The organism is Paenibacillus sp. FSL K6-1558 (assembly GCF_038002565.1).
Lineage (GTDB): Bacteria > Bacillota > Bacilli > Paenibacillales > Paenibacillaceae > Paenibacillus > Paenibacillus polysaccharolyticus.
Genome location: NZ_JBBOCV010000001.1, coordinates 2,230,361 through 2,251,706, shown reverse-complemented (window position 1 = coordinate 2,251,706; position 21,346 = coordinate 2,230,361). Strand labels below are relative to the sequence as shown.

16 protein-coding genes and 1 pseudogene are annotated in these 21,346 nt (G+C 46.2%); 13 read left to right on the top strand and 4 right to left on the bottom strand.

Annotated features, from left to right (window positions below; translation table 11 throughout):
* Positions 1-19 precede the first annotated feature (19 nt).
* From MHI38_RS09605 to MHI38_RS09555, 11 genes are all read left to right on the top strand, one after another.
* Positions 20-1,087 (top strand): AI-2E family transporter, encoded by a 1,068-nt coding sequence (locus MHI38_RS09605; protein WP_090915541.1) that lies wholly within the window; start codon positions 20-22, stop codon positions 1,085-1,087.
* A 518-nt stretch (positions 1,088-1,605) separates the two neighbouring features.
* The gene (alaS, locus tag MHI38_RS09600; protein WP_154887527.1) at positions 1,606-4,227 is read left to right on the top strand and encodes an alanine--tRNA ligase; all 2,622 of its coding nucleotides are present in this window, start codon (positions 1,606-1,608) and stop codon (positions 4,225-4,227) included.
* 129 nt (positions 4,228-4,356) lie between these two features.
* Positions 4,357-4,617: an IreB family regulatory phosphoprotein gene (locus tag MHI38_RS09595; protein WP_090915537.1), complete on the top strand. Its 261-nt coding sequence runs from the start codon at positions 4,357-4,359 to the stop codon at positions 4,615-4,617.
* A 124-nt stretch (positions 4,618-4,741) separates the two neighbouring features.
* Positions 4,742-5,158, top strand: a complete 417-nt coding sequence (gene ruvX / locus MHI38_RS09590) for a Holliday junction resolvase RuvX (RefSeq protein WP_186809628.1) — start codon at positions 4,742-4,744, stop codon at positions 5,156-5,158.
* Positions 5,159-5,170: 12 nt separating this feature from the next.
* Entirely contained in the window at positions 5,171-5,470 is a 300-nt protein-coding gene (locus MHI38_RS09585) for a DUF1292 domain-containing protein (protein ID WP_090915532.1), read from the top strand.
* Entirely contained in the window at positions 5,471-5,785 is a 315-nt protein-coding gene (locus MHI38_RS09580) for a DUF1292 domain-containing protein (protein WP_090915530.1), read from the top strand. It begins immediately after the preceding gene.
* Between the two features lie 75 nt (positions 5,786-5,860).
* Positions 5,861-6,901, top strand: a complete 1,041-nt coding sequence (mltG, locus tag MHI38_RS09575) for an endolytic transglycosylase MltG (RefSeq protein WP_260510720.1) — start codon at positions 5,861-5,863, stop codon at positions 6,899-6,901.
* Positions 6,902-6,915: 14 nt separating this feature from the next.
* Positions 6,916-7,845 (top strand): peptidase U32 family protein, encoded by a 930-nt coding sequence (locus tag MHI38_RS09570; protein ID WP_341181213.1) that lies wholly within the window; start codon positions 6,916-6,918, stop codon positions 7,843-7,845.
* Between the two features lie 17 nt (positions 7,846-7,862).
* Positions 7,863-9,191: a peptidase U32 family protein gene (locus MHI38_RS09565; RefSeq protein ID WP_253491792.1), complete on the top strand. Its 1,329-nt coding sequence runs from the start codon at positions 7,863-7,865 to the stop codon at positions 9,189-9,191.
* A 239-nt stretch (positions 9,192-9,430) separates the two neighbouring features.
* A complete protein-coding gene (locus MHI38_RS09560; RefSeq protein ID WP_341181212.1) occupies positions 9,431-11,713 on the top strand; it encodes a methyl-accepting chemotaxis protein in 2,283 nt (760 codons plus the stop codon).
* Positions 11,714-11,840: 127 nt separating this feature from the next.
* The gene (locus MHI38_RS09555; RefSeq protein WP_308723457.1) at positions 11,841-13,640 is read left to right on the top strand and encodes a peptidoglycan D,D-transpeptidase FtsI family protein; all 1,800 of its coding nucleotides are present in this window, start codon (positions 11,841-11,843) and stop codon (positions 13,638-13,640) included.
* Positions 13,641-13,673: 33 nt separating this feature from the next.
* On the opposite strand, the gene MHI38_RS09550 is transcribed toward MHI38_RS09555, so the two are convergent.
* Positions 13,674-14,822, bottom strand: coding sequence for an AI-2E family transporter (locus tag MHI38_RS09550; protein ID WP_308723458.1), 1,149 nt, complete (start codon positions 14,820-14,822; stop codon positions 13,674-13,676).
* A gap of 172 nt (positions 14,823-14,994) precedes the next feature.
* On the opposite strand from MHI38_RS09550, the gene MHI38_RS09545 reads away from it, so the two are divergent.
* Positions 14,995-16,416 carry a polysaccharide deacetylase family protein gene (locus MHI38_RS09545; protein WP_308723459.1) on the top strand — a complete coding sequence of 474 codons (1,422 nt, stop codon included), beginning with the start codon at positions 14,995-14,997 and terminating at the stop codon, positions 16,414-16,416.
* Positions 16,417-16,647: 231 nt separating this feature from the next.
* Here MHI38_RS09545 and ilvD read toward each other — a convergent pair whose 3' ends face one another.
* The 3 genes and pseudogenes from ilvD to MHI38_RS09530 all read right to left on the bottom strand — a co-directional run bounded on the left by ilvD (position 16,648) and on the right by MHI38_RS09530 (position 20,067).
* The gene (ilvD, locus tag MHI38_RS09540; protein ID WP_154887542.1) at positions 16,648-18,333 is read right to left on the bottom strand and encodes a dihydroxy-acid dehydratase; all 1,686 of its coding nucleotides are present in this window, start codon (positions 18,331-18,333) and stop codon (positions 16,648-16,650) included.
* A 324-nt stretch (positions 18,334-18,657) separates the two neighbouring features.
* Positions 18,658-18,906 (bottom strand): annotated as a pseudogene (locus tag MHI38_RS09535) (KGG domain-containing protein); the annotation flags it as partial.
* A 120-nt stretch (positions 18,907-19,026) separates the two neighbouring features.
* A complete protein-coding gene (locus tag MHI38_RS09530) occupies positions 19,027-20,067 on the bottom strand; it encodes a fucose 4-O-acetylase (protein WP_154887544.1) in 1,041 nt (346 codons plus the stop codon).
* 232 nt (positions 20,068-20,299) lie between these two features.
* Between MHI38_RS09530 and MHI38_RS09525 the strand changes: the two genes are divergently transcribed.
* Positions 20,300-21,265: a sugar kinase gene (locus MHI38_RS09525; RefSeq protein ID WP_154887546.1), complete on the top strand. Its 966-nt coding sequence runs from the start codon at positions 20,300-20,302 to the stop codon at positions 21,263-21,265.
* Positions 21,266-21,346 lie beyond the last annotated feature (81 nt).

Below are 21,346 nucleotides of genomic sequence, written 5' to 3'. Positions count from 1 at the left end.
TCCAAAGGGGAGAATCGAAGTGGAGCAACTAACCAAAAATAAAATGTTTCGTTACGCGATCTGGCTCTTGCTCGGATTAATCATTCTATATTTTATCTGGCTGTTACGGCCGTTATTATTACATATCTATGGATTTTTGAAAACGGTACTGGCCCCATTCATCGTTGCACTGATCATATCTTATGTGCTTAATCCGATTGTGAGCATGCTTGGTGGACGCAAAGTTCCGCGTTCCATTGCGGTTCTGTTAATCTATGCTTTTTTTCTGACCTGCATTGGAGTCATCTTAATGAATGTCATCCCTGTGCTGATTGAACAGCTGGAAGAGTTAAATGAACATATGCCGGAATTGTCCATGCGGGCGCAAAACCTGATGAACAATATGGATCACAAATTAATGCCGCCAAGCATACGCACAGGCATGAACAGTTGGTTTTTTCAGATGGAAGACCGACTTACGCAAGGAATCACCGTGCTAATGGACAATATCGGAGCGACGATTAATGTGCTGTTTAACGTATTTATTGTGCCGTTTCTGATTTTTTATATGTTAAAAGATTTTGATGTATTTGAACGCACAGTAGTGGCTTATCTGCCTCGTTCTCGCCGTAAAGCCATTGTTTCCGTGATGAAAGAGATCGACACCGCACTCGGCAATTATATCCGGGGACAATTTATCGTCTGTGTGATTGTGGGCATCTTTGCCTATATCGGATATATCGTGATCGATATGCCTTATGCTCTGCTTCTGGCAAGTATTGTGGCGGTATTCAACATCGTGCCGTATCTGGGTCCTTTTCTGGGGGCGGCACCTGCAGTGGTGATGGCTTCAACGGTTTCTTTCAAAATGGTACTACTGGTCATCGCGGTGAACACACTCTGCCAAGTGCTAGAGAGCAATGTAGTTTCCCCGCAGGTGGTTGGACGAACGCTACACTTGCATCCACTCTCCATTATCTTTGCGCTTCTGGTCGGTGGAGAATTGGCGGGGATCGTCGGTCTGATTTTGGCAGTACCGGTCTTTGCCGTGTTGAAGGTTATCGTGCAACACTTCTTCGCCTATTACATCAAGCGGAGAACCGAGTGATCAAATGGCCGAGTGAGACAGGAAATCATCTGGAATCGCCTCAGAAGGCGCGTTGACACTGGGTAACTCTATCGATATAATGAGGGTGTATGTTTACTAAATTAAAATCGATGATGAAATGAAGTATGCCGAGGGTTCCTTTCCTCAGAGAATAGACTTCTTCGAATTCAGACCTATTCTGAGTTCGCTGGCTGGGAGAGTCTTGAAAGTTGAAGCGGCAGAAAGCTGATTTCGGAGTGCAGGACAACCCTGCCGGGCGCGACCGTTACTCGCATGAACGAGGCGATTGTTCGTTTTATCCTTCCAATGACGGGAGATGAACCCTTTTCAATGACGGGAGTTGAATCCTTTCAATAAGGGAAGAAGAACAATAACCAGGGTGGTACCGCGATAACATCGTCCCTGATCATTCAGGGGCGTTTTTTGTGTTTATTTTTACAGATGTGTTATTAAAAATTCATGTTAACCAACCGGGGCGATCTCGCTGCGGAACTTATAATTTGATGGGGGCAACAAGTATGAAAGCCAGTGAAATCCGATCCAAATGGATCCAGTTTTTTGCAAGTAAAGGTCACAAAATTGAACCAAGCGCGTCGCTTGTACCACACAACGATCCTTCCCTGTTGTGGATTAACGCAGGTATGGCACCGCTGAAACCTTACTTTGACGGACGGGAGAAGCCGGAGAACCCACGTCTTGCAAACTCACAAAAATGTATCCGTACCAACGATATCGAGAATGTCGGCAAAACGCGTCGTCACCATACGTTCTTTGAAATGCTCGGTAACTTCTCCATCGGTGATTACTTCAAGGAAGAAACAGTGACTTGGGCTTGGGAGTTCTTAACGAGCAAAGAGTGGATCGGATTCGATCCGGAACGTTTGTCTGTTACCGTATACCCGGAAGATGAAGAAGCCTTCAAGCTGTGGAATGAAAAAATCGGATTGCCAGCTGAACGCATCATCAAGTTAGACGAAAACTTCTGGGATATCGGCGAAGGCCCATGTGGACCTTGTACTGAAATCTTCTATGACCGTGGGGAAGCTTACGGTAACGATATGAACGATCCTGAAATGTACCCAGGTGGAGAGAACGAGCGTTATCTGGAAGTGTGGAACCTTGTATTCTCGCAATTTAACCATAACAAAGACGGTAGCTATACACCGCTACCGAACAAAAATATTGATACAGGTGCGGGTCTGGAGCGTTTTGCTTCCATTCTGCAAAATGTAGATTCCAACTTTGACACCGATCTGTTCCAACCGATGATTCAGAAAACGGCTGCACTGGCAGGCGTTAAATATAATGATAGCGTTGAGATTGATGTTGCGCTCAAAGTCATTGCCGATCATATCCGTACCGTGGCATTTGCTGTAGGTGATGGCGTATTGCCAAGCAATGAAGGCCGCGGATATGTCATTCGCCGTTTGCTGCGTCGTGCTGTTCGTTACGGTAAAGTATTGGGCCTGGATCGTCCGTTCTTGTATGAGCTGACAACGACTGTTGGTGAAGTGATGGGCATGTACTATCCTGAAGTGGTAGAGAAGCAAGAATTTATTGCCAAAGTGATCAAAACCGAGGAAGAACGTTTCCACGAAACGTTGTCAGACGGACTTTCCATTCTGGCAGATATCAGTGCTGCAGCCAAAGCCGAAGGACGTACAGTGATTAGCGGACCAGAAGCATTCAAACTATACGATACGTACGGATTCCCGTTTGACCTGACTGAGGATTATGCGTCTGAACATGGTCTGACCGTAGATCGTGAGGGCTTCGATGCATCCATGCAGGAGCAACGTGATCGTGCGCGTGCAGGGCGTCAAGAGAACGAAAGCATGAAGATTCAAGGTGGACCGCTGGCTGACCTGGAGGTTAAAAGCGAGTTTGTTGGATATACTGACCTTTTGACGGAAGCAAAAGTGGTAGCTATTGTTACCGGAGATGTTCTTGCAGACTCTGTAGGAGAAGGACAGACTGCTCAGGTTATTCTGGATCAAACTCCATTTTATGCAGAAAGTGGCGGTCAAGTCAGTGACCAAGGCCTGCTTCGCAGTGGAAGTGCTGTAGCAAAGGTTCAAGGTCTGTTCAAAGCTCCGCAAGGGCAGCATGTGCATGTGGTGACGATTGAGTCCGGTGAGCTTCGTGTGGGTGATGTTATTCAAGCAGAAGTGGATGCAACCAAACGCGGCGATATCATTAAAAACCATACGGCAACACACTTGCTCCACAAAGCATTAAAAGATGTGCTCGGCACGCATGTTAATCAGGCTGGCTCCTTGGTGGAACCACAGCGTCTACGTTTTGACTTCTCTCACTTCGGCAGTATTACACCGGAAGAGTTGACTGAAATTGAACGTCAAGTGAATGAACAGATCTGGAATCGTCTGAACGTAAACATTGAGCTGAAAGGCATCGATGAAGCGAAGGAAATGGGAGCAATGGCTCTTTTCGGCGAAAAATATGGAGATATTGTTCGCGTCGTGCAAATTGGAGATTACAGTTTGGAACTTTGTGGCGGCTGTCACGTAAATAATACTTCAGAGATTGGAATTTTCAAACTGGTCAGCGAAAGTGGAATCGGCTCCGGTGTACGCCGGATTGAAGCTGTGACAGGCCGTGGTGCATATTTGTATGTGGAAAGCCAGTTGGAACTGCTCAAACAGTCCGCAAACCTTCTTAAGGCGAATGTAGCGGATGTGCCAAAGCGGATTGAAGGTCTGAATCAACAACTGAAAGAAGCTGCGAGAGAGACTGAATCGCTGCAAAGCAAACTCAGCGCGATGGAAGCAGGCCAGTTGACGGATCAAGTGGTACAAGCAGGTAATACCCAATTGCTGGCCGCTCGTGTAGATGCACCGAATATGGATGCACTTCGTACCGTCGCGGATGAGCTGAAAGTAAAACTGCCAGATGCTGTTCTTGTACTCGGTGCGCCGGCGGATGGCAAAGTGAATTTTGTAGTCGCAGTACCTGCTGAGCAGGTTAAACAAGGTCTGCATGCCGGTAAGATTGTGAAGGAAGTTGCTGCAGTATGCGGCGGCGGCGGCGGTGGACGTCCGGATATGGCTCAGGCCGGAGGCAAGGACGCAAGTAAGCTGGATGAAGCATTGAAATTGGCGATTTCCATCGTCAGCCAGTAAAGGACAAGCAAAAAACACAATTGCCTTATCCTTTGTGTACTTGTGGCAGTCAGAATATGTTATTATATAAACAGAAATCAATTCGGCAGGACATGGTCCCCATGTTCATGCAGGAGCGAGGTGTCATCAATGGACTCCATGGATAAGACGGTTAAATTTAATGTGAAAGGTGACGAACAGGAGGCATCTTCACAAGAGATTCTTCTCACGGTATATGACGCGCTGGTCGATAAAGAGTATAATCCCATTAACCAGATCGTTGGATATCTGATATCCGGCGACCCCGCGTATATTCCGCGTCACAACAACGCACGCAGTCTGGTCCGGAAAAAGGAGCGCGACGAGCTGATTGAAGAGCTTGTTCGTTCTTACCTGGCCAATCACCGGTAATATACGCCACTTCCGTTTGTCTGCAGCCTTGTAGGCAAACGGATAATGAACCGACAGAAGACAGACTGAAGTCTGCACAGACGAATGCATATCGTTCTGAACAGGCTCAGGATGGGAGAGCATGATGAAAAAATTAGGTTTGGACTATGGGGACCGCAGAATCGGAGTTGCTGTCAGTGACGCCTTCGGTTGGACTGCCCAGGGATTGGAAGTGCTTGAACGCCGCCGGGATGAAGGTGAGTTCACACGGATTGCTGAGTTGGTGCGTGAGCACGAGATCAGTGAAATCGTGGTTGGACTTCCCAAAAACATGAACGGCACCGTAGGACCGCGCGGTGAAATATGTATTGCTTTTGCCGAACGTCTGCGTGGCGAACTGAATTTACCTGTTCACCTTTGGGATGAACGGCTGACAACGATGGCAGCAGAACGTACGCTGATTGAAGCGGATGTCAGTCGCAAAAAACGCAAACAGGTCGTGGATAAAATGGCCGCTAGCCTGATTTTGCAAAATTATTTGGATGCCAATAGTACAAGGTGAGGGGGATCAACAATGGCTGAAGATCAACTGGGTATGGAAGAAGAAGCTGAGATCATTTACATTGCAGATGATGAGGGTAACGAAGAGGAATTCGAAGTCATCATGAAATTCGAAGTGGACGGTTCGGAGGCCAAGTATATGATGGTTGCTCCGGTTGAACCTGAAGATGGCGAGACGGATGTGTATGCATTCCGTTATGAAGAAGACGGCGATGATATCAAACTTTTTGTGATCCAAGATGATGCCGAGTGGGATATCGTCGAGGAGACCTTTAATACATTTCTTGCTGAAGATGAAGAGGAAGCGAACTAAATGACGGAATATAATCGCAAGGACCTGAAATGGACAGATTCGCTGCGTCTGGCATTCGGTGCTCATGTGGAGCTCGAGGAAGAGAACGGTAAATCACATCCGTATGAACTGCTCGCTGAGTTTGAGGTACATGGGCAGCAATACGCGGTGCTCCGCAGTTCATTGCGTCCGTATGACGAGGTTGAACTGCTACGGGTTGTTCCGGGCAGCGAAGACCAGATCATGCCGGAGTTAGTTACGATTGATGATGACGATGAGTGGGAGAGCATTTCAGAGCTATATGATGAATGTACACTCCCGATTGACGAAGATTAATCAGCTTCAAATTGAAAAAACCGGAAGGGCGGAGAAGTCCGCTCTTTTTGGTTGTGTAAAGGAGTTGTGTCTCTGTTGAAAGGCAAAGTCATAGGTATTCTGCTTCTAATACTATTAATTCTGGCCGGAGGAGCTGGTGGGTATGTATGGAGCATGATGCGTCCGGTACAAGCTTCTTCCGAGCCTGTTGTATTTGAAATCAAGAGCGGATCGGGCATTTCCAAAATTGCGGACCAACTGCAGCAAGAAGGATTGATTCGAAACAGTCTCGTTTTCAAAGGTTATTTAAAGTGGAATAAGCTGGGTAGTAATTTTATGGCTGGAAAATACGCCATGAATCCAGGTGTAACATACGATGAGATTATTCATAAACTGAGTAGCGGCGAGGTTGTACCCGAAGAAATGGTGAAGTTTACGATCCCGGAAGGGTATACCGTCTTGCAGACGGCAGGTAAGCTCGCTTACGAACATGTTGTTGATCGGGATGAATTCATCAAGCTGGCCAACGATCCCTCGGCCTTTGATGTGGATATCATCAAGGGAATTCCTGTGGATGAAGAACTTCGCTACGCATTGGAAGGTTATCTTTTCCCGGAAACGTACGAGTTGAAAAAGGGAAGTTCCACCCACGATGTTATGCAGAGAATGCTGGAAGAATTCGAGACTAAAATCAATTCCATACCGGATCTGGAAGCGAAGCTTCAGGAAAAGAAACTCTCCTTGCATGAATTGCTGACGATTGCGTCACTTGTGGAGAAGGAAGTTGTGGTGGATAAGGAACGTGCTCTGGTTGCAGGTGTAATCTACAATCGGATTAATAAGGATATGAAGTTGGAAATTGATGCAACTGTGCAGTATTTGCTCGATAGACCGAAGGAGCGACTGTTTTTCAAAGACCTGAAGGTACAGAGTCCGTACAATACTTACTTAAACAAGGGTCTACCACCTGGCCCGATTGCCAGTCCGAGTCTTGCTTCCATCAAGGCAGCGTTGAATCCGGAAGCTTCGGAATATTTGTTTTATGTGACGAAAAAGGATGGAACTTCAGGGCATCTGTTTGCCAAGACATACAAGGAACATCAGCAAAATATAGCCAAAAGTAAGGCTGCGCAATAAGCGGAGGGGATTAGATGAGTACTAAACATGAACTGCTCGTGACAGCAGCAAATGTAACAGAAGCAAGAGCATTGCTTCAAGCCGGAGCTGACGCTTTATTAATTGGAGATGATCGCTTTGGCATGCGTCTGCCAGGTAACTTTAGCCTGGAAGAAACTGCAGAAGTGGTGGCTATGGCTACCAAACACGAAGCTCGGGTTATTGTTTCTATGAACAACCTGATGTCGAATGAATTATTAAAAGAATTGCCTGACTATGTGCAAGCGTTAGGCCGAATTGGCGTGCACGCGGTCGAGTTCAATGATCCATCTGTACTGGCTGCGATCAAGGAACATGCACAGCATATTCATTTGCATTGGAACGCAGAGATGACGTCTACAAACTATGCAACGGCCAATTACTGGGGAACCAAGGGGGCCAGCCGCGTTGTCCTTGCCCGTGAGTTGAACATGGACGAAATCACGGAGATGGTTCCATTTTTAAAAGTGGAGGCGCAGGTGCAGGTTCATGGCATGACCAATATTTATCACTCCAAGCGCAGCCTGGTTCAGAGTTACATGGCTCATCAAGGACGTCCAGTGGAAGGGCATCTCGGCAAGGAACGCGGATTGTTCCTGATTGAAGCCGAGCGACGGGATGAGAAGTTTCCGATCTATGAGGACATCAATGGAACGCATATTATGAGTTCAGAGGACATCTGCATTCTGGAAGATCTTCATCTGATGATGGAAGCAGGTGTGCACAGTTTCAAGGTAGAGGGGATTTTGAAATCTCTTGCTTACAATGAAGCGGTTGTTCGTGCTTACCGTAAAGCGATAGATCTTTATGAGGCAGACGCAGAGGCTTATGCATACGACGAAGAATGGTTACGTGAGGTCCGTGAGCTGCAAGACCCTGAGCGGGAATTGTCATTTGGATTTTTCTATAAAGAACAAGTGTATTAATAGACGAGGTGAACAAGATGGAAACAGTGGCGGTCAAACGGAAGTTTTCCGGTAAACGTAACCGTCTGGATAAACCGGAGCTCTTGGCTCCGGCGGGAAATCTGGAAAAATTAAAATTTGCGATTCACTATGGGGCTGACGCCGTATATATTGGCGGACAGGCTTATGGGCTGCGCTCGAACGCCGATAACTTCAGTTTTGAAGAAATGCGTGAAGGTGTAGAATTTGCGAAAAAGTATGGAGCCAAAGTGTTCGTAGCCACAAATATCTATGCCCATAACGAAGATGTGGCTGGCATTGAAGCATATTTGCAGAACCTGTATGATGCAGGTATTTCTGCAGTTATTGTTGCCGATCCGGCCATCATTGAAGTAGCTTTGCGTGCTGTACCGGGTCTGGAAGTTCACCTGAGTACACAGCAGTCTACATTGAACTGGCAAGCCGTGAAGTTTTGGAAGGACGAGGGTCTGCCGCGGGTTGTGCTTGGGCGTGAGACAAGCTTTGAAGAGATTGAAGAGATCAAGGCAAATGTGGATATCGAGATTGAAGCCTTCATTCACGGAGCGATGTGTTCTTCCTATTCGGGCCGTTGTGTATTGTCTAACCACTTTACAGACCGAGACTCCAACCGTGGGGGCTGCTGTCAGTCTTGCCGCTGGAAATATGATCTGTTCGAGGATGTCAGAGAAGATACGGTTTGGGTAAGCGAAGAGGAGATGCAGATGAAGGCTCCTGCACCATTTAAACTGGGAGATAATCAGTTGCCTCTGTTCCAGGAACAGGATAATTCCTTCTCCATGGGCTCCAAAGATCTGTGCATGATCGGTCATATCCCGGAATTGATTGATGTCGGTGTGGACAGCTTCAAAATCGAAGGACGGATGAAATCGATCCACTACGTAGCGACTGTCGTCAACGTATACCGTCAGGCGATTGATTCATACATGGCTGATCCTGAAAATTATGTGCTGAAACCGGAGTGGGTGGAAGAAATGAATAAAGCGGCGAACCGTCCGCTGAATACCGGTTTCTTCTACGACACCCCTGATCATGAAGATCATATCTATGAGCCGGAAGAGAAAGCAGTGCCTTACGACTTTGCTGGTCTGGTTATGGGTTATGATGAAGAAACAGGCATGGCGACCATTCAGCAGCGGAATCACTTTAAGCCGGGAAATGAAATCGAGTTCTTCGGCCCCAATGGTACTTTTTTCAAACAAGTGGTAGGAGAAATTCAGGATGAACAAGGCAATGTTCTGGATGCTGCCAGACATCCGTTGCAACTGGTGAAAATGAAAGTAGATCAGCCAGTTTCTTATTTTGATATGATGCGGAAAAAGAAGTAGGCTTATATTCCTAGTTTGAAACAAAATAATGTTAACGAATCGCAAATTTGTGTTATAAATTACAGGAATGGACCTCCGTATATCGGTATATGGGGGTCTTTTTTTTATAGAAAAATAGGAAAAAAGTTGTAATATATTTCTGAGGGATTGGAGGGAAAGCAGGAAAGCTGTCGAATACTACATATTTATAGGGGAGAGATTGAAAAATCTAACAAGAAAATTACTGGCAGGTGATTGGGATGGTACAAAAGAAGGATAAAGACAGTGGGGAACACAGCACACAACCCGAGCAGGCTAAGCCTGATAAGACACAGAATGTAAAGAAAGTTAAACCGGTCAAAATCAAAAAAGAAGGGATACATAAGAAAACTTTTAAATTTGATCGTAGTAAGATCCGATTTGATTGGATCAAAGTGGATTGGTTGAAGAAACAACTGAAGAATCGTGATTGGAAAGGGCTTGGAGGCAATTCATTCAAACAGATTAGAAAAGTGAATCCGGTCAAATCTGTAGGGGTTAAACTATTCTTAATCTTTTTTGCAGCCATTATGATTGTTGTTATTAGTTTGGGTCTATTATCCTATTCCAAGGCTAAAAATACGATCGAGGCTAATGCATCCAGAGCCAATCAGGAGACGATTGATCAAACCAAGCAGAAGCTGGATATCATTTTGGAGCGTTTTGTGGATACGTCCACACAGATCTTCTTTGATCCAGAGATGCAGTCTTTGCTTCAGAAAATGTCAGATCCGAATCTGACGGCCTATGATACATTCGTCAATTCGAGTTCAATTAATAAACAGTTATCCAATGTAGCTTTTACAAACAAATCCATGGAAGCGATTTATTTGGTGCCAACAGATGAATCTAAATCCGTTATGGGAACTGGGAACAGCAGTTCAACGATGGGAAGCATTCGTCAGGAATCATGGTATAAAGACCTCGTAGCACAGGGAGGTTACCGCTGGCTCCCAACAAAAGAGAAGAATGATGGTACGACTCAGACTTTCCAAATTGCACGTTCGATGAAGAACCTGCAAGGTACAACACAGTCTTACGTACTGATTATTGAGTTGAAGTTGGAAGTGCTGGAGGAGCAACTTAAATCACTGGATCTGGGGGCAGGCTCGGTCATTCAATTGATTGCTCCGGATAACAAAGTCGTTGCTTCGTCCGTCGCGGGGCGTGCAGGAAAAGAGACGGATCTTGCCTTTGTGAAAGATTTGAAAGAGCCTGCAGGAAGTATGAATACCGAATATGATATCGATGGAAAATCGACGAATATGCTGTCCGTATACAGTACGCTCGATTCATCTGCGTGGAAGCTGGTCGGTATGGTTCCCACTTCAATGCTGGTTAAGGATGCAAAAGGCATTTTGACGATGACCTTGTGGATGGCGCTTGCATTTGCAGCTCTTGCTGTGGTAATCGGTGTATGGATGGTTCGTATGATTGCTCGTCCGCTCAGCGGATTGAAGGATCTGATGCAGGAGGGTGCAAAAGGAAATCTGAAAGTACGCACCCCGTATAGTTCCCAAGATGAGATTGGGCAACTATCCGCTGCATTTAATACGATGATGGAACAAATCACGAAGCTGGTCGAGCAGACCAATCGTTCTGCACAGGAAGTATTGGATACAGCTACTGAACTGAGCAATGCTTCGAAGAAAACAGCTGTATCTGCTTCCGAGATTGCTGTAGCTACTGAAGAAATTGCTGGCGGTGCAGGTAGCCTGGCAACGGAAGCGGAACGAGGCAATGAGTTGACGGATAATATCTCCCGTCAGATGGAAAGTGTGATTGCAGCCAATGAAGAGATGGGCAGTTCTGCCCGTCATGTGGAGAAATCCAGTCAAACAGGAACACAGCATCTGAATCAGTTGATGACCAAAACGCAGAAGACCGAAGAAATGATTGGAGCGTTGGTTAACAAAGTTGATTCGTTAAAAGAGAGCACATCCTCTGTATTAAAGGTGCTCGATGTTATGCAAAATATTACGAAGCAGACCAACATTTTGTCTCTGAATGCAACGATTGAAGCAGCGCGTGCTGGTGCAGCTGGCCGTGGCTTTATGGTCGTAGCGGATGAAGTGCGTCAACTCGCTGCACAGTCCAGACAGTCCATTGATATGGTTGGGGAGATTACCGACAAAATCATGTCAGAGATGAACGAAACGGTAAAAGCTCTGTCCGATGCATATCCTTTGTTTAAGGAACAGATGGATGCTGTAAAAGATACGAATGTGATCTTTGCTTCTGTACAGGAGCAGATGGGTGCCTTCGTGCAACGTCTGGGTATGGTTACAGGCTCCATTGGAGAGTTGAGCAAATCTCAAGCAACGTTGTCTGAAGCGATGAGCAATGTCAGCGCTGTTGCTGAAGAGTCCTCGGCAACTTCAGAGGAAGTAGCTTCCTTGAGCAGTGAACAGCAAAACATCAGTAATCAACTCGTCAGCCTCTCTGGCAAGCTGGAGAATGTATCAACTGAACTGAAAGAAACACTCTCACGTTTTACGGTGTAATCAGCAGACACAACATGCTACAAATTACAAACGAACCTGCCTTTTCGAGGCAGGTTTTCTTTTGTTTTCCGGATAATTCCAGACAGGGCAGCGCATAATACACGAAAAAGGTGAGGGTGGAACAGGTGTGCAGTTGCAACTGGTGTGGAAACGTCGTATAGCCATAATAAGCGCCGGACTTACTATTCTCTTCGCAGTGTTGGTACTGAGACTGGGCTGGATTCAAATGGTTCAAGTGAACCGAATCATGCCAGGGTTTCAGCGAACCGTGCGGGAGATGTCGGTGCTGCAACGTGAACAGGGTGTGATGCTGGATTCTGGCCGTGGGCAGTTTACGGATGTCCACGGGCGTCCATTAACAGGAAAGTTGCAATGGGGGCTTGTGCTTTATCCATCCAATGGGAAAGTTAAGCATGATCTTAAGCTCAAACAACTTGCCTCCTTCCTTCATACAGATGTGAATCAGCTAAATAGGGAATGGCATAAAGCGAGAACGCCACATCTTTGGACTGGAGGCGGAGGCGGCTCAGAGCCTATTTTATTAACGGATGCTCAAGTTGTAAATGTACGGGACCTGCACCTCCAAGGAGCTGATGTGTATCCTGTTATGACGAGGTATTTCCCGAAGGCCAGTGGAAGCCAGTGGCTGGGCTATTTGAACGAACAGCCCAAAGATCATGGGAGATTTCACAGACATCAAGATGAAGTAAAACAGCCTTTTGCCATGAAATCGGGAGCAGCTGGACTGGAAAGGACGCTGGAACCGTTGCTAAGAGGTGTGGGACCTACGTTAATAACTCGTATGGTAACAGGGAATGGGCAGGTCATTCCTGAGATGGGACCGCGCGTGATCGCACCTACGAATTCGCACTATCCATTAGTGGTGGAGACCACTGTTGATGCACGTATACAGCAAGGCATCGAAGAATTAACAGAAGCCTCCGGGTTACAGGAAGGCGCTATAGTGGTTCTTGATACTGCAAATGCAGATGTACGCGCAATGGTATCACGTCCCTTTTATCAACCGCAGCATGTCAATCCACAGCACTCCTCCTGGGGGAATAGAGCGATACAAGCGGCTGTACCAGGCTCTATTTTTAAAATCGTAACGGCTGCAGCAGCTCTGGAAAATCAGGTTGTTTCTCGTGGTGAGAAGTTCCACTGCGAAGGGGATTATGGAAAATATGGACTATCCTGCTGGAAAGAGCATGGACATGGTGAATTGAATTTGGAAAAGGGATTCGCGGAGTCATGTAACATTGTGTTTGCTGAGACTGCACGTAGACTGCACATGGAGCAATTGGAACAAACCGCTAATCGTCTGGGGCTTGCACGTTCTGTCGGCTGGCAGGCACAACATATCGCGGGGATGCCGATATTAAAACATTTTGATCATGAAGAACCGGGGCGTATTCGGACAGAAGCCGTGAAGTCTGCAGACGAAGGAGCCAAAATTCAGACAGCCATTGGACAGCGGGATGTTCTGGTGACTCCGCTACAAGCAGCAAACCTGATCGTGACATTGTTGCATGATGGAAAGGTAAATGCCCCCCGGCTTGTGCAACGAATCCGTTACGCGGATGGAGGTACGATGCTGGACATGCCTTTACATGCATCTCCTTCAGCAGAAGGACAGGTTTCTCCGACCACAGCTCATCTGCTGTTAAGCTGGATGAATACCGTAGTACGAGAGGGAACAGGAAAATCCCTGCAACATGCGAGATGGCATGTTGCAGGGAAGTCAGGGACAGCTCAGGTACAACAAAATGGGAAAGCCAAAAACAATCAATGGTTTATAGGATATGGGCCCGTAGAGAAGCCGAGATACGCGGTTGCTGTGTTGGTACAGAATGTCTCTTCAGAAGCCTCACATCAGGCTACAGCTCTGTTTCGCAAAGTTATGGACTATCTGGCAGAGTGCTCGTGATTGGTTCACAGGAAAAGATCACGAGCATGTCATCTACCGATGTTCTGTTCTCTCTGAAACATCAGGGGCAGGAGAATCAACTACTAATGGTGACGATTCGAATTCGTCAGTGGGCAGATGAATCCATTTTTGCAGATAACCTTGCTGTAGAAGTTCTTTTAACAAGATCAGAAGCACAGGAGATAACACGACACCTGCAAGTCCGAAGACCGACAGGGAAATTAACATAAACGAAAGCATCAAATAAGCAGAGGAAACACCGATGGAATTCCCTGAAATTTTCGGTTCAAGCAGTTGTCTCGTCAGCATGGTCACAGCCAAAACTACAATCAAGCCAATGGCAAGCGTAGTATTGCCCACGATAAACAAATAAACAATCCACGGAATAAATATCACTGGGACTCCGAGTAACGGTACCAGATCAAAAATGGCACAGATCGCTGCGATTGTAAAGGCATTGGAGGTTCCCAGAATCAGCAACCCCGCATATATCAATACAAAAGTAATAAGCATCATGATCAATTGTGCCTTCATATAAGAACGGATCGTTTTGAACACGTGAGTGCGCATAAATTGATTCGCCGTTTTCAGTGTTTTAGGCGTTTTGGCACGAGCAAACTTACGCCAGGATTCAATCTCAATGCTGAGGAAAAATGCGAGAATGATCGCGATCCCAAAGTTTGTAATGAAGGTAGAGAATGAGCTGAGAAAGCCGATGATGAACTGTGCTCCACTAGTGACCCACCGGGATAGTATCCCGGACAGTGTAGCGAAATATTCGTTTAATTTATCCAATATTCCGTCAGGAAGGGCATTGGACTTGTCCTGAATGAGCAAGACCAGATTCGTGAACTCACGCTGGATCATCTCAACATACACCGGGAAATTGAGCTGAAGATCGGAAATTTGTGAAATGATAAAAAAGCCTAGACCGAAAAAGGCAGCTACAATGAGCCCGAGAAACAATAACACTGATATGGCAGTTCCGGCTGTTTTGGGCAATCCTTTTCGGTGGAGGAATTTGGCTAATGGCTCAATCATCCAAAAGACAATAAATGAAAGAAAAACGGGTGCAGCGATATGATACAATTTACTAAAAGCAAACATGATCACATACACGGTTAACACGAGCAGAGCGATATCAAACACGGTGCGCCCGTACTTTTTATAAAGCGGCAACATGGGCATAGACTCCTTTACAGGCAGAAATTAGATTGTATTCATTGTACATGATAGTGGGGATTTGAGGAAACAGCATTTAATAAAAGAACTAACTATGATAAAATTAAAGGTGGTTTATTTTAGAAAGTGCCGTATGGCCGTAAATTAGCAGGAGAAGTGGGGAATCGACATCATGACAACGATGCTTCAGAGTATTTTACTGTGGTTATTGTATCTGTCCTCTTTTTATGCTTTTATTCCAAGTTTGATCAGCAGACTGTTCGGATTTCGTGTGTTCAGAAGGGGGAAAAGTGAGACACACTATGCCCTCACATTTGATGATGGGCCTGACCCTTTGTATACACCCCGGTTGCTTGAACTGTTACGCAAGTACAATGTGAAGGCAACTTTTTTTGTCGTGGGAGAACATGCGGCAAGTCATCCGGAGTTAATCAGACGTATGCATGAGGAAGGACACTTAATCGGAATTCATAATTATATTCACAAAACAAACTGGCTGATGCGTCCACGAACGGTTCGGGATCAGATCGATCGAACAGGTCAGATTATTCAAGAGATTACGGGTGAGAAAACCTGTTATTATCGTCCGCCATGGGGCATTATGAACTTGTTTGATTTTTTTAGTAAAAAAGATCGCAAGATCATTTTGTGGTCCGCCATGTTTGAGGACTGGAAATGTAGCGTAGGTACGGAGCAATTGAAAAAACGTATGTTGAACAAATTAAAGGGCGGAGAGGTTATGTTGCTCCATGATCGCGGCACAACCTTAGGAGCAGATGCACACGCGCCAGAGCAGATGCTTGAGGCGCTGGAGGCCTTATTGCAGGAGGCCGAGAGACGTGGTTTGGAAAGTGTTCGTGTGGACACGTTGATGAATGGTAGCTCAATAACCGAATTGTCGTCAGTGGTTGCACGGCAAGAAGTGGAACCCCGCTTGAAGCTGAAGCTGTGGAAACGTACCGTGGTTGCTTTGTGGTTAGGATGGGAAAAGCTGTTTCATTGGGCATACCATCTGCGAGCCGCGTCATCTAAAGATCCGATGCTCCATTTTCGTTCCCGTGTGTACCACGGTGCACGAGTTGAGATGGAACATGGTTATGTGATGCAGAATGGAGATCCGATTATAGAGCTACATTTTGACAATCAAACATTATTCGAACTTGGTGTTACATCCCGTTCAACGATGCATCTAGCGATTCGTATGATCCGTACGATGGAACAACAACTGCCAGACCTGGCACAGATTGTTGCAGCCGATCCTGAATTACGTTCGGCAAAGGCACTTTATGGCGTGAGCATGATTAACCGTGGTCCTGAGAAATTTGGATTCACTGTGCAAGGGCTGGCACCAGGCCCGTTCAGCTTGGCCTCCAAGTTATATCTGAGGATGTTGCTTAGCGTTATTCATCCGGCAGGGCAAAAGCGCTTGAAACAGCGGACAGATCAATTGGTGCCTAAAATGATTGTGATGCCTGTTGAAGAACTGTTGAAACGTTATGGACAGCAACATCATACGGTCGCTTCAGGTGTAACTAAACAAGCAGAAGACGATTCCTTTGTTATAGAAAATGAGGTTTTAACGGAACAGAATTGATTTCATGGATGAGAACTGAATCTGCTGGTGATGTTGTAACGGATTTATATACGAATTTAATTATTCATTTGAATAGCGCAATTTTTCTGAGAATATCGTTTGTACGAACTTTCGATGCAAAAAAAGGATGTGCTCTGCCAGTGTGGCAGAACGCATCCTTTTTCGTTGTTTATATGCTTAAATCCATGTTGTAAGATGGCATGATTGGCAGCCGAACCTAGAATCTAGAACCTAGATTTTCAGAACGCCACCGTTGCTTGCATTGGTTACAAGTTTGGAGTAGCGAGCCAACAAGCCGGTTTTGACTTTTGGTTCAAAACCTTTCCAGTTCGCACGACGAGCTTCGAATTCCTCTTCGCTAATTTGCAACTCAATCGTACGGTTGTTCAGGTCGAGTTCAATGATATCTCCTTCTTCAACAAAGGCAATTGGGCCGCCTTCCGCTGCTTCTGGAGAGATATGGCCGATACTGATTCCGCGGGATGCGCCGGAGAATCGTCCATCCGTGATCAGACCGACTTTGGCACCTAGTCCCATACCTACGATCTGGGAAGTTGGCGCAAGCATTTCAGGCATACCTGGTCCGCCTTTTGGTCCTTCATAACGAATAACCACGACATGTCCTTCTTTAACTTTCCCGTTAGCGATTCCTTCAAGTGCTTCTTCCTGAGAGTCGAAACAGATCGCAGGGCCTTTGTGGTATCCACCAACCGAAGCATCAACCGCACCAACTTTGATGATTGCACCCTGTGGTGCAAGGTTTCCGAACAATACAGCCAGTCCGCCTTTTTCGGAGTGCGGGTTATCAAGCTTGTGGATTACGTTTGTATCTTTGATTTCCTGGCCTTCCACGTTTTCACGGATGGTTTTACCTGTAACCGTAATACAGTCCGCGTGGATTGCGCCCGGTTTCTTGAGCAATTCATTCAGAACCGCACTTACGCCGCCTGCATTGTGAACATCTTCGATGTGCAGGTCAGAAGCTGGTGCAAGTTTCGCCAGATGCGGAACGCGGTTAGCAACTTCATTAATACGTTCGATCGGATATTCAATGCCAGCTTCGTGAGCCAGAGCCAGTGTATGCAGTACAGTATTGGTAGAACCGCCCATCGCCATATCCAGAGCAAACGCATTGTCGATGGCTTCTACAGTTACGATATCGCGTGGTTTCAGATCCAGTTTGATCAGTTCCATCAATTGTTTCGCCGATTGTTTAACAAACTCACGACGTTCTGGAGCAACAGCCAGAATGGTTCCGTTACCCGGCATAGCCAGTCCCATCGCTTCTGCAAGACAGTTCATGGAGTTCGCGGTGAACATACCGGAGCATGATCCGCAAGTTGGACAACCGAACTGCTCAAGCTCAAGCAAGCTCTTGTCGTCGATTTTACCCGCCTGGAAAGCACCTACGCCTTCGAATACGGAAGTGAGGGAAAGAGCTTTACCGTTGCTGTCACGGCCTGCTTTCATCGGTCCACCGCTTACGAATACGGTAGGGATGTTGCAGCGGAGTGCGCCCATCATCATACCTGGTGTAATTTTGTCACAGTTCGGGATACAAACCATGCCGTCGAACCAGTGAGCAGATACAACCGTTTCTACGGAATCCGCAATGATGTCACGGCTTGGCAAGGAGTAACGCATACCGATGTGTCCCATCGCAATCCCGTCATCAACCCCGATGGTGTTGAATTCAAACGGAACGCCGCCGGCTTCACGAATGGCATCTTTAACAATTTTACCAAACTCCTGCAAGTGAACATGACCAGGTACGATATCGATGTACGAGTTACATACCGCAATAAACGGCTTGCCGAAATCCTCTTCTTTTACGCCCGCTGCACGGAGCAAACTGCGGTGTGGTGCGCGGTCAAACCCCTTTTTGATCATATCGGAACGCATTTTATTGGCTGACATGGTGTATTCCCCCCAAATATATAATATTGAGCAACATGAATGGAAAAATAAATGGCAGTACATCTGTCGTTTAATTTCATCCGCACTCTAAAAATTAAACCCGTGGGCTGGTGTCTGGCTCCCCGTAGTTTGTGAATTTCTTTGCTGCTTTAAACCCGTGAACACCCGGTTTTTCTATAGAGTCTATCACAACCATCGTCATATTTCTACAATCAATAGACATATAGAAAAGAAGCCACATTCCATTAACATGGAGTTTGGCTTCTGAATTAAGTTAAAGCGAGGTTCGCTTTGAATGGTATACGTCTTTTATAAGCTCCGTTAACTACTTCCGCCTTTGCGACCGATTTCGCGATAAAATTCCTTGCTATGGTTTTCGGAAGTCGCTTCGCCGCCCTTACGTCCGATTTCCTTGTAGAAATCTGCATCATGAGCGTCGGAAGTAGCTTCGCCACCTTTTTTACCAATCGTCTGGTAGAAGCTCCGGTCATGATTTCTTGATGTAGCTTTCCCGCCTAACCGTCCGGCTTCTTCTCTGCTCATCTTGCGTTCAGATGTCTGCCCTTGTGCCATTACAAATCACTCCTTACCCTGATAAGTTGTTTTTTGCATCGTGTATGCTGAATTACCACAGTTTTTCCAGCATGAAACAACTTAAATGGAAACGCTTGGATAATAGGAGTGAGTTAAATCTCAAGCAGAACGTTTGAAAACACCATGTCGATGAATTGAAATCCGGGAGATGTCCGGCTCAATGAGTACTTTAAAGGTATGCCGTACAAGAGGGTGAGCCAGAGTAACCGAGAAGAGCACAGCAATACCAAGGATAACCGGGATGAAGAGTGCGCTACCCATATAACTGTAGATCCCTGACCAGATCGCAAGCCGTACAAGAAATCCGTGTAAAAGGAAGACGTACAAAGTACGACGCCCCAGGTCTGTCAGTTTGGAGGTCAAGTTCGGAACCCAGGCAAGGAAAAGCGTAGCGGAGATGATCTCCAGCAGGTACACGCCAAGCCGGAAAATTCCAGCATACCACTCCTGATGCCCCAGTTCTGCATAAGTTTTGCTTCCAAACAGCCATCCTTGTGGAATGTTTAAACCGCCATATGCAATATAGACCAGCAGAGCAACAGATAGGATTCCGGCTACTCTACGGCCCCAGCCTGGGAGCAGGCGCGCACGGATGGCTGAACCATAGTCATATCCAATTACGAAGAATGGAAGAAATACAAAGGTGCGGCTGCAACTGAGCCAAAAACCGTCGACAGGCAAGTAACCGGCAATGACTCCCAGTGCGATTGAAGCAATCAACCGATATACAGGTTTCCAAGAGATAGTGAGACGGACAAGTAACCTCCAGCAGAAATGGCTGGCAAGGAACCATAGCAACAGGTACGGTGCAAAGAAGGATAAGCGCATATGTGGTGTATGAAACACGGTCGCATCCATCAATGCATATAACGTTTGGAACAGAAGATATTGTAGTGCAATCTGTTTCAGCACGTTGCGCCCCGAGGCACCCTGGATAGAAGGTTTGGCAAAATATCCGGTCACCCAAACGAACAGTGGCATATGAAACGTATAAATCCACAGAAACAATGCCTCTGCTCCGGCAAAGCGAGTAATGAGTGGTTCCAGTGCATTTCCCGCAAGTACGCACACAATTAACATAAAGCGAAGATTGTAAAAGAAAGATTCCTGATCATGTTGAATCAGTATCTGTTTTCTCATGATGTAGCCCCCTCGAAAACTTCATTAAAAGTTTATCTGCATTCGTTATATACATCTGTACTAAGGTTAATATGGATTCACTTTAATGATTGTGATTTAATTCACATTAGTAAACGTTATCTTTTCTCAAAGATGTGACAACAAAAAGAATGCTTCGGGATTGACAACGGTTGCATACGGGATGACAATGGTAGAAGAAGATGAGGTAGTCAATATTAAGGAGGAAGGCAATATGTCAACGAGTCCCTTTCAAAGCCCTGATATTATTACATTCGGGGAGAGTATGGGGTTGCTGACGGCCAGAGATACGAGAGGGCTTGAATATGCAGCTACACTGGACAAGACGTTCGGAGGTGCCGAAAGCAATCTGGCCATTGGCGTAGCACGCCTTGGACATACCAGCGGCTGGTTTGGACGGCTCGGTAACGATCCAATCGGTAACATGATTCTGAAAGCCATTCGCGGCGAAGGTGTAGATGTATCCCGGGCCAAATTAAGTGATCATGAACCTACAGGTCTGATGATTCGTGAGAACGCTTCCGGGAAAGCCTCGGTGCATTATTATAGGAAGTTATCCGCGGCGAGTGCGATGACACCGGATGATCTTGATCCGGAATATATTGCCGGGGCCAAGATTTTGCATGTCACAGGTATTACTGCAGCCATCAGCGATTCAGGACTTTCCACGGTTGAAGCCGCCATACATATTGCCAAGCAGGCGGGGGTGAAAGTGAGCTTCGATCCAAATCTGCGCCTCAAGCTATGGTCAGCAGAGAAGGCTCGCCCTGTGTTGCTGCGTTTGGCAGAACAGGCTGACTACTTTTTACCAGGTTTGGATGAGATGAAACTGTTATATAACGAAGAAAGCGATGAGAAGGTGCTTGAACGCTTAGCTGCCATGGATGCCGTGTGCATTGTTAAGGGTGGGCCTGATTTGACCTACGTACTTGCGGATGGTACCCTAACGGAAGTTCCGTACTTTAAAGCAGATCAAGTTCTTGATACTGTCGGAGCTGGAGACGGATTCTGTGCAGGTTTTTTAGCTGGTCTGTTAAAGGGATACACTCCGCAGGAAGCGACCCGACTTGGTAATTTGAACGGATCAATGGTTATTCAGGCCGTCGGGGATTGGGAAGCACTCCCGACATGGGCACAGGTCGAGGCCAAGTTGAATAATGTTGCTCACGTTGAGCGTTAAGTCGCGTTAAAATCAGGATGACTCATCTTCGTTCTTTAAAAATGTAAAGTTTGTATACACAACCACCACATGAACAAGGGA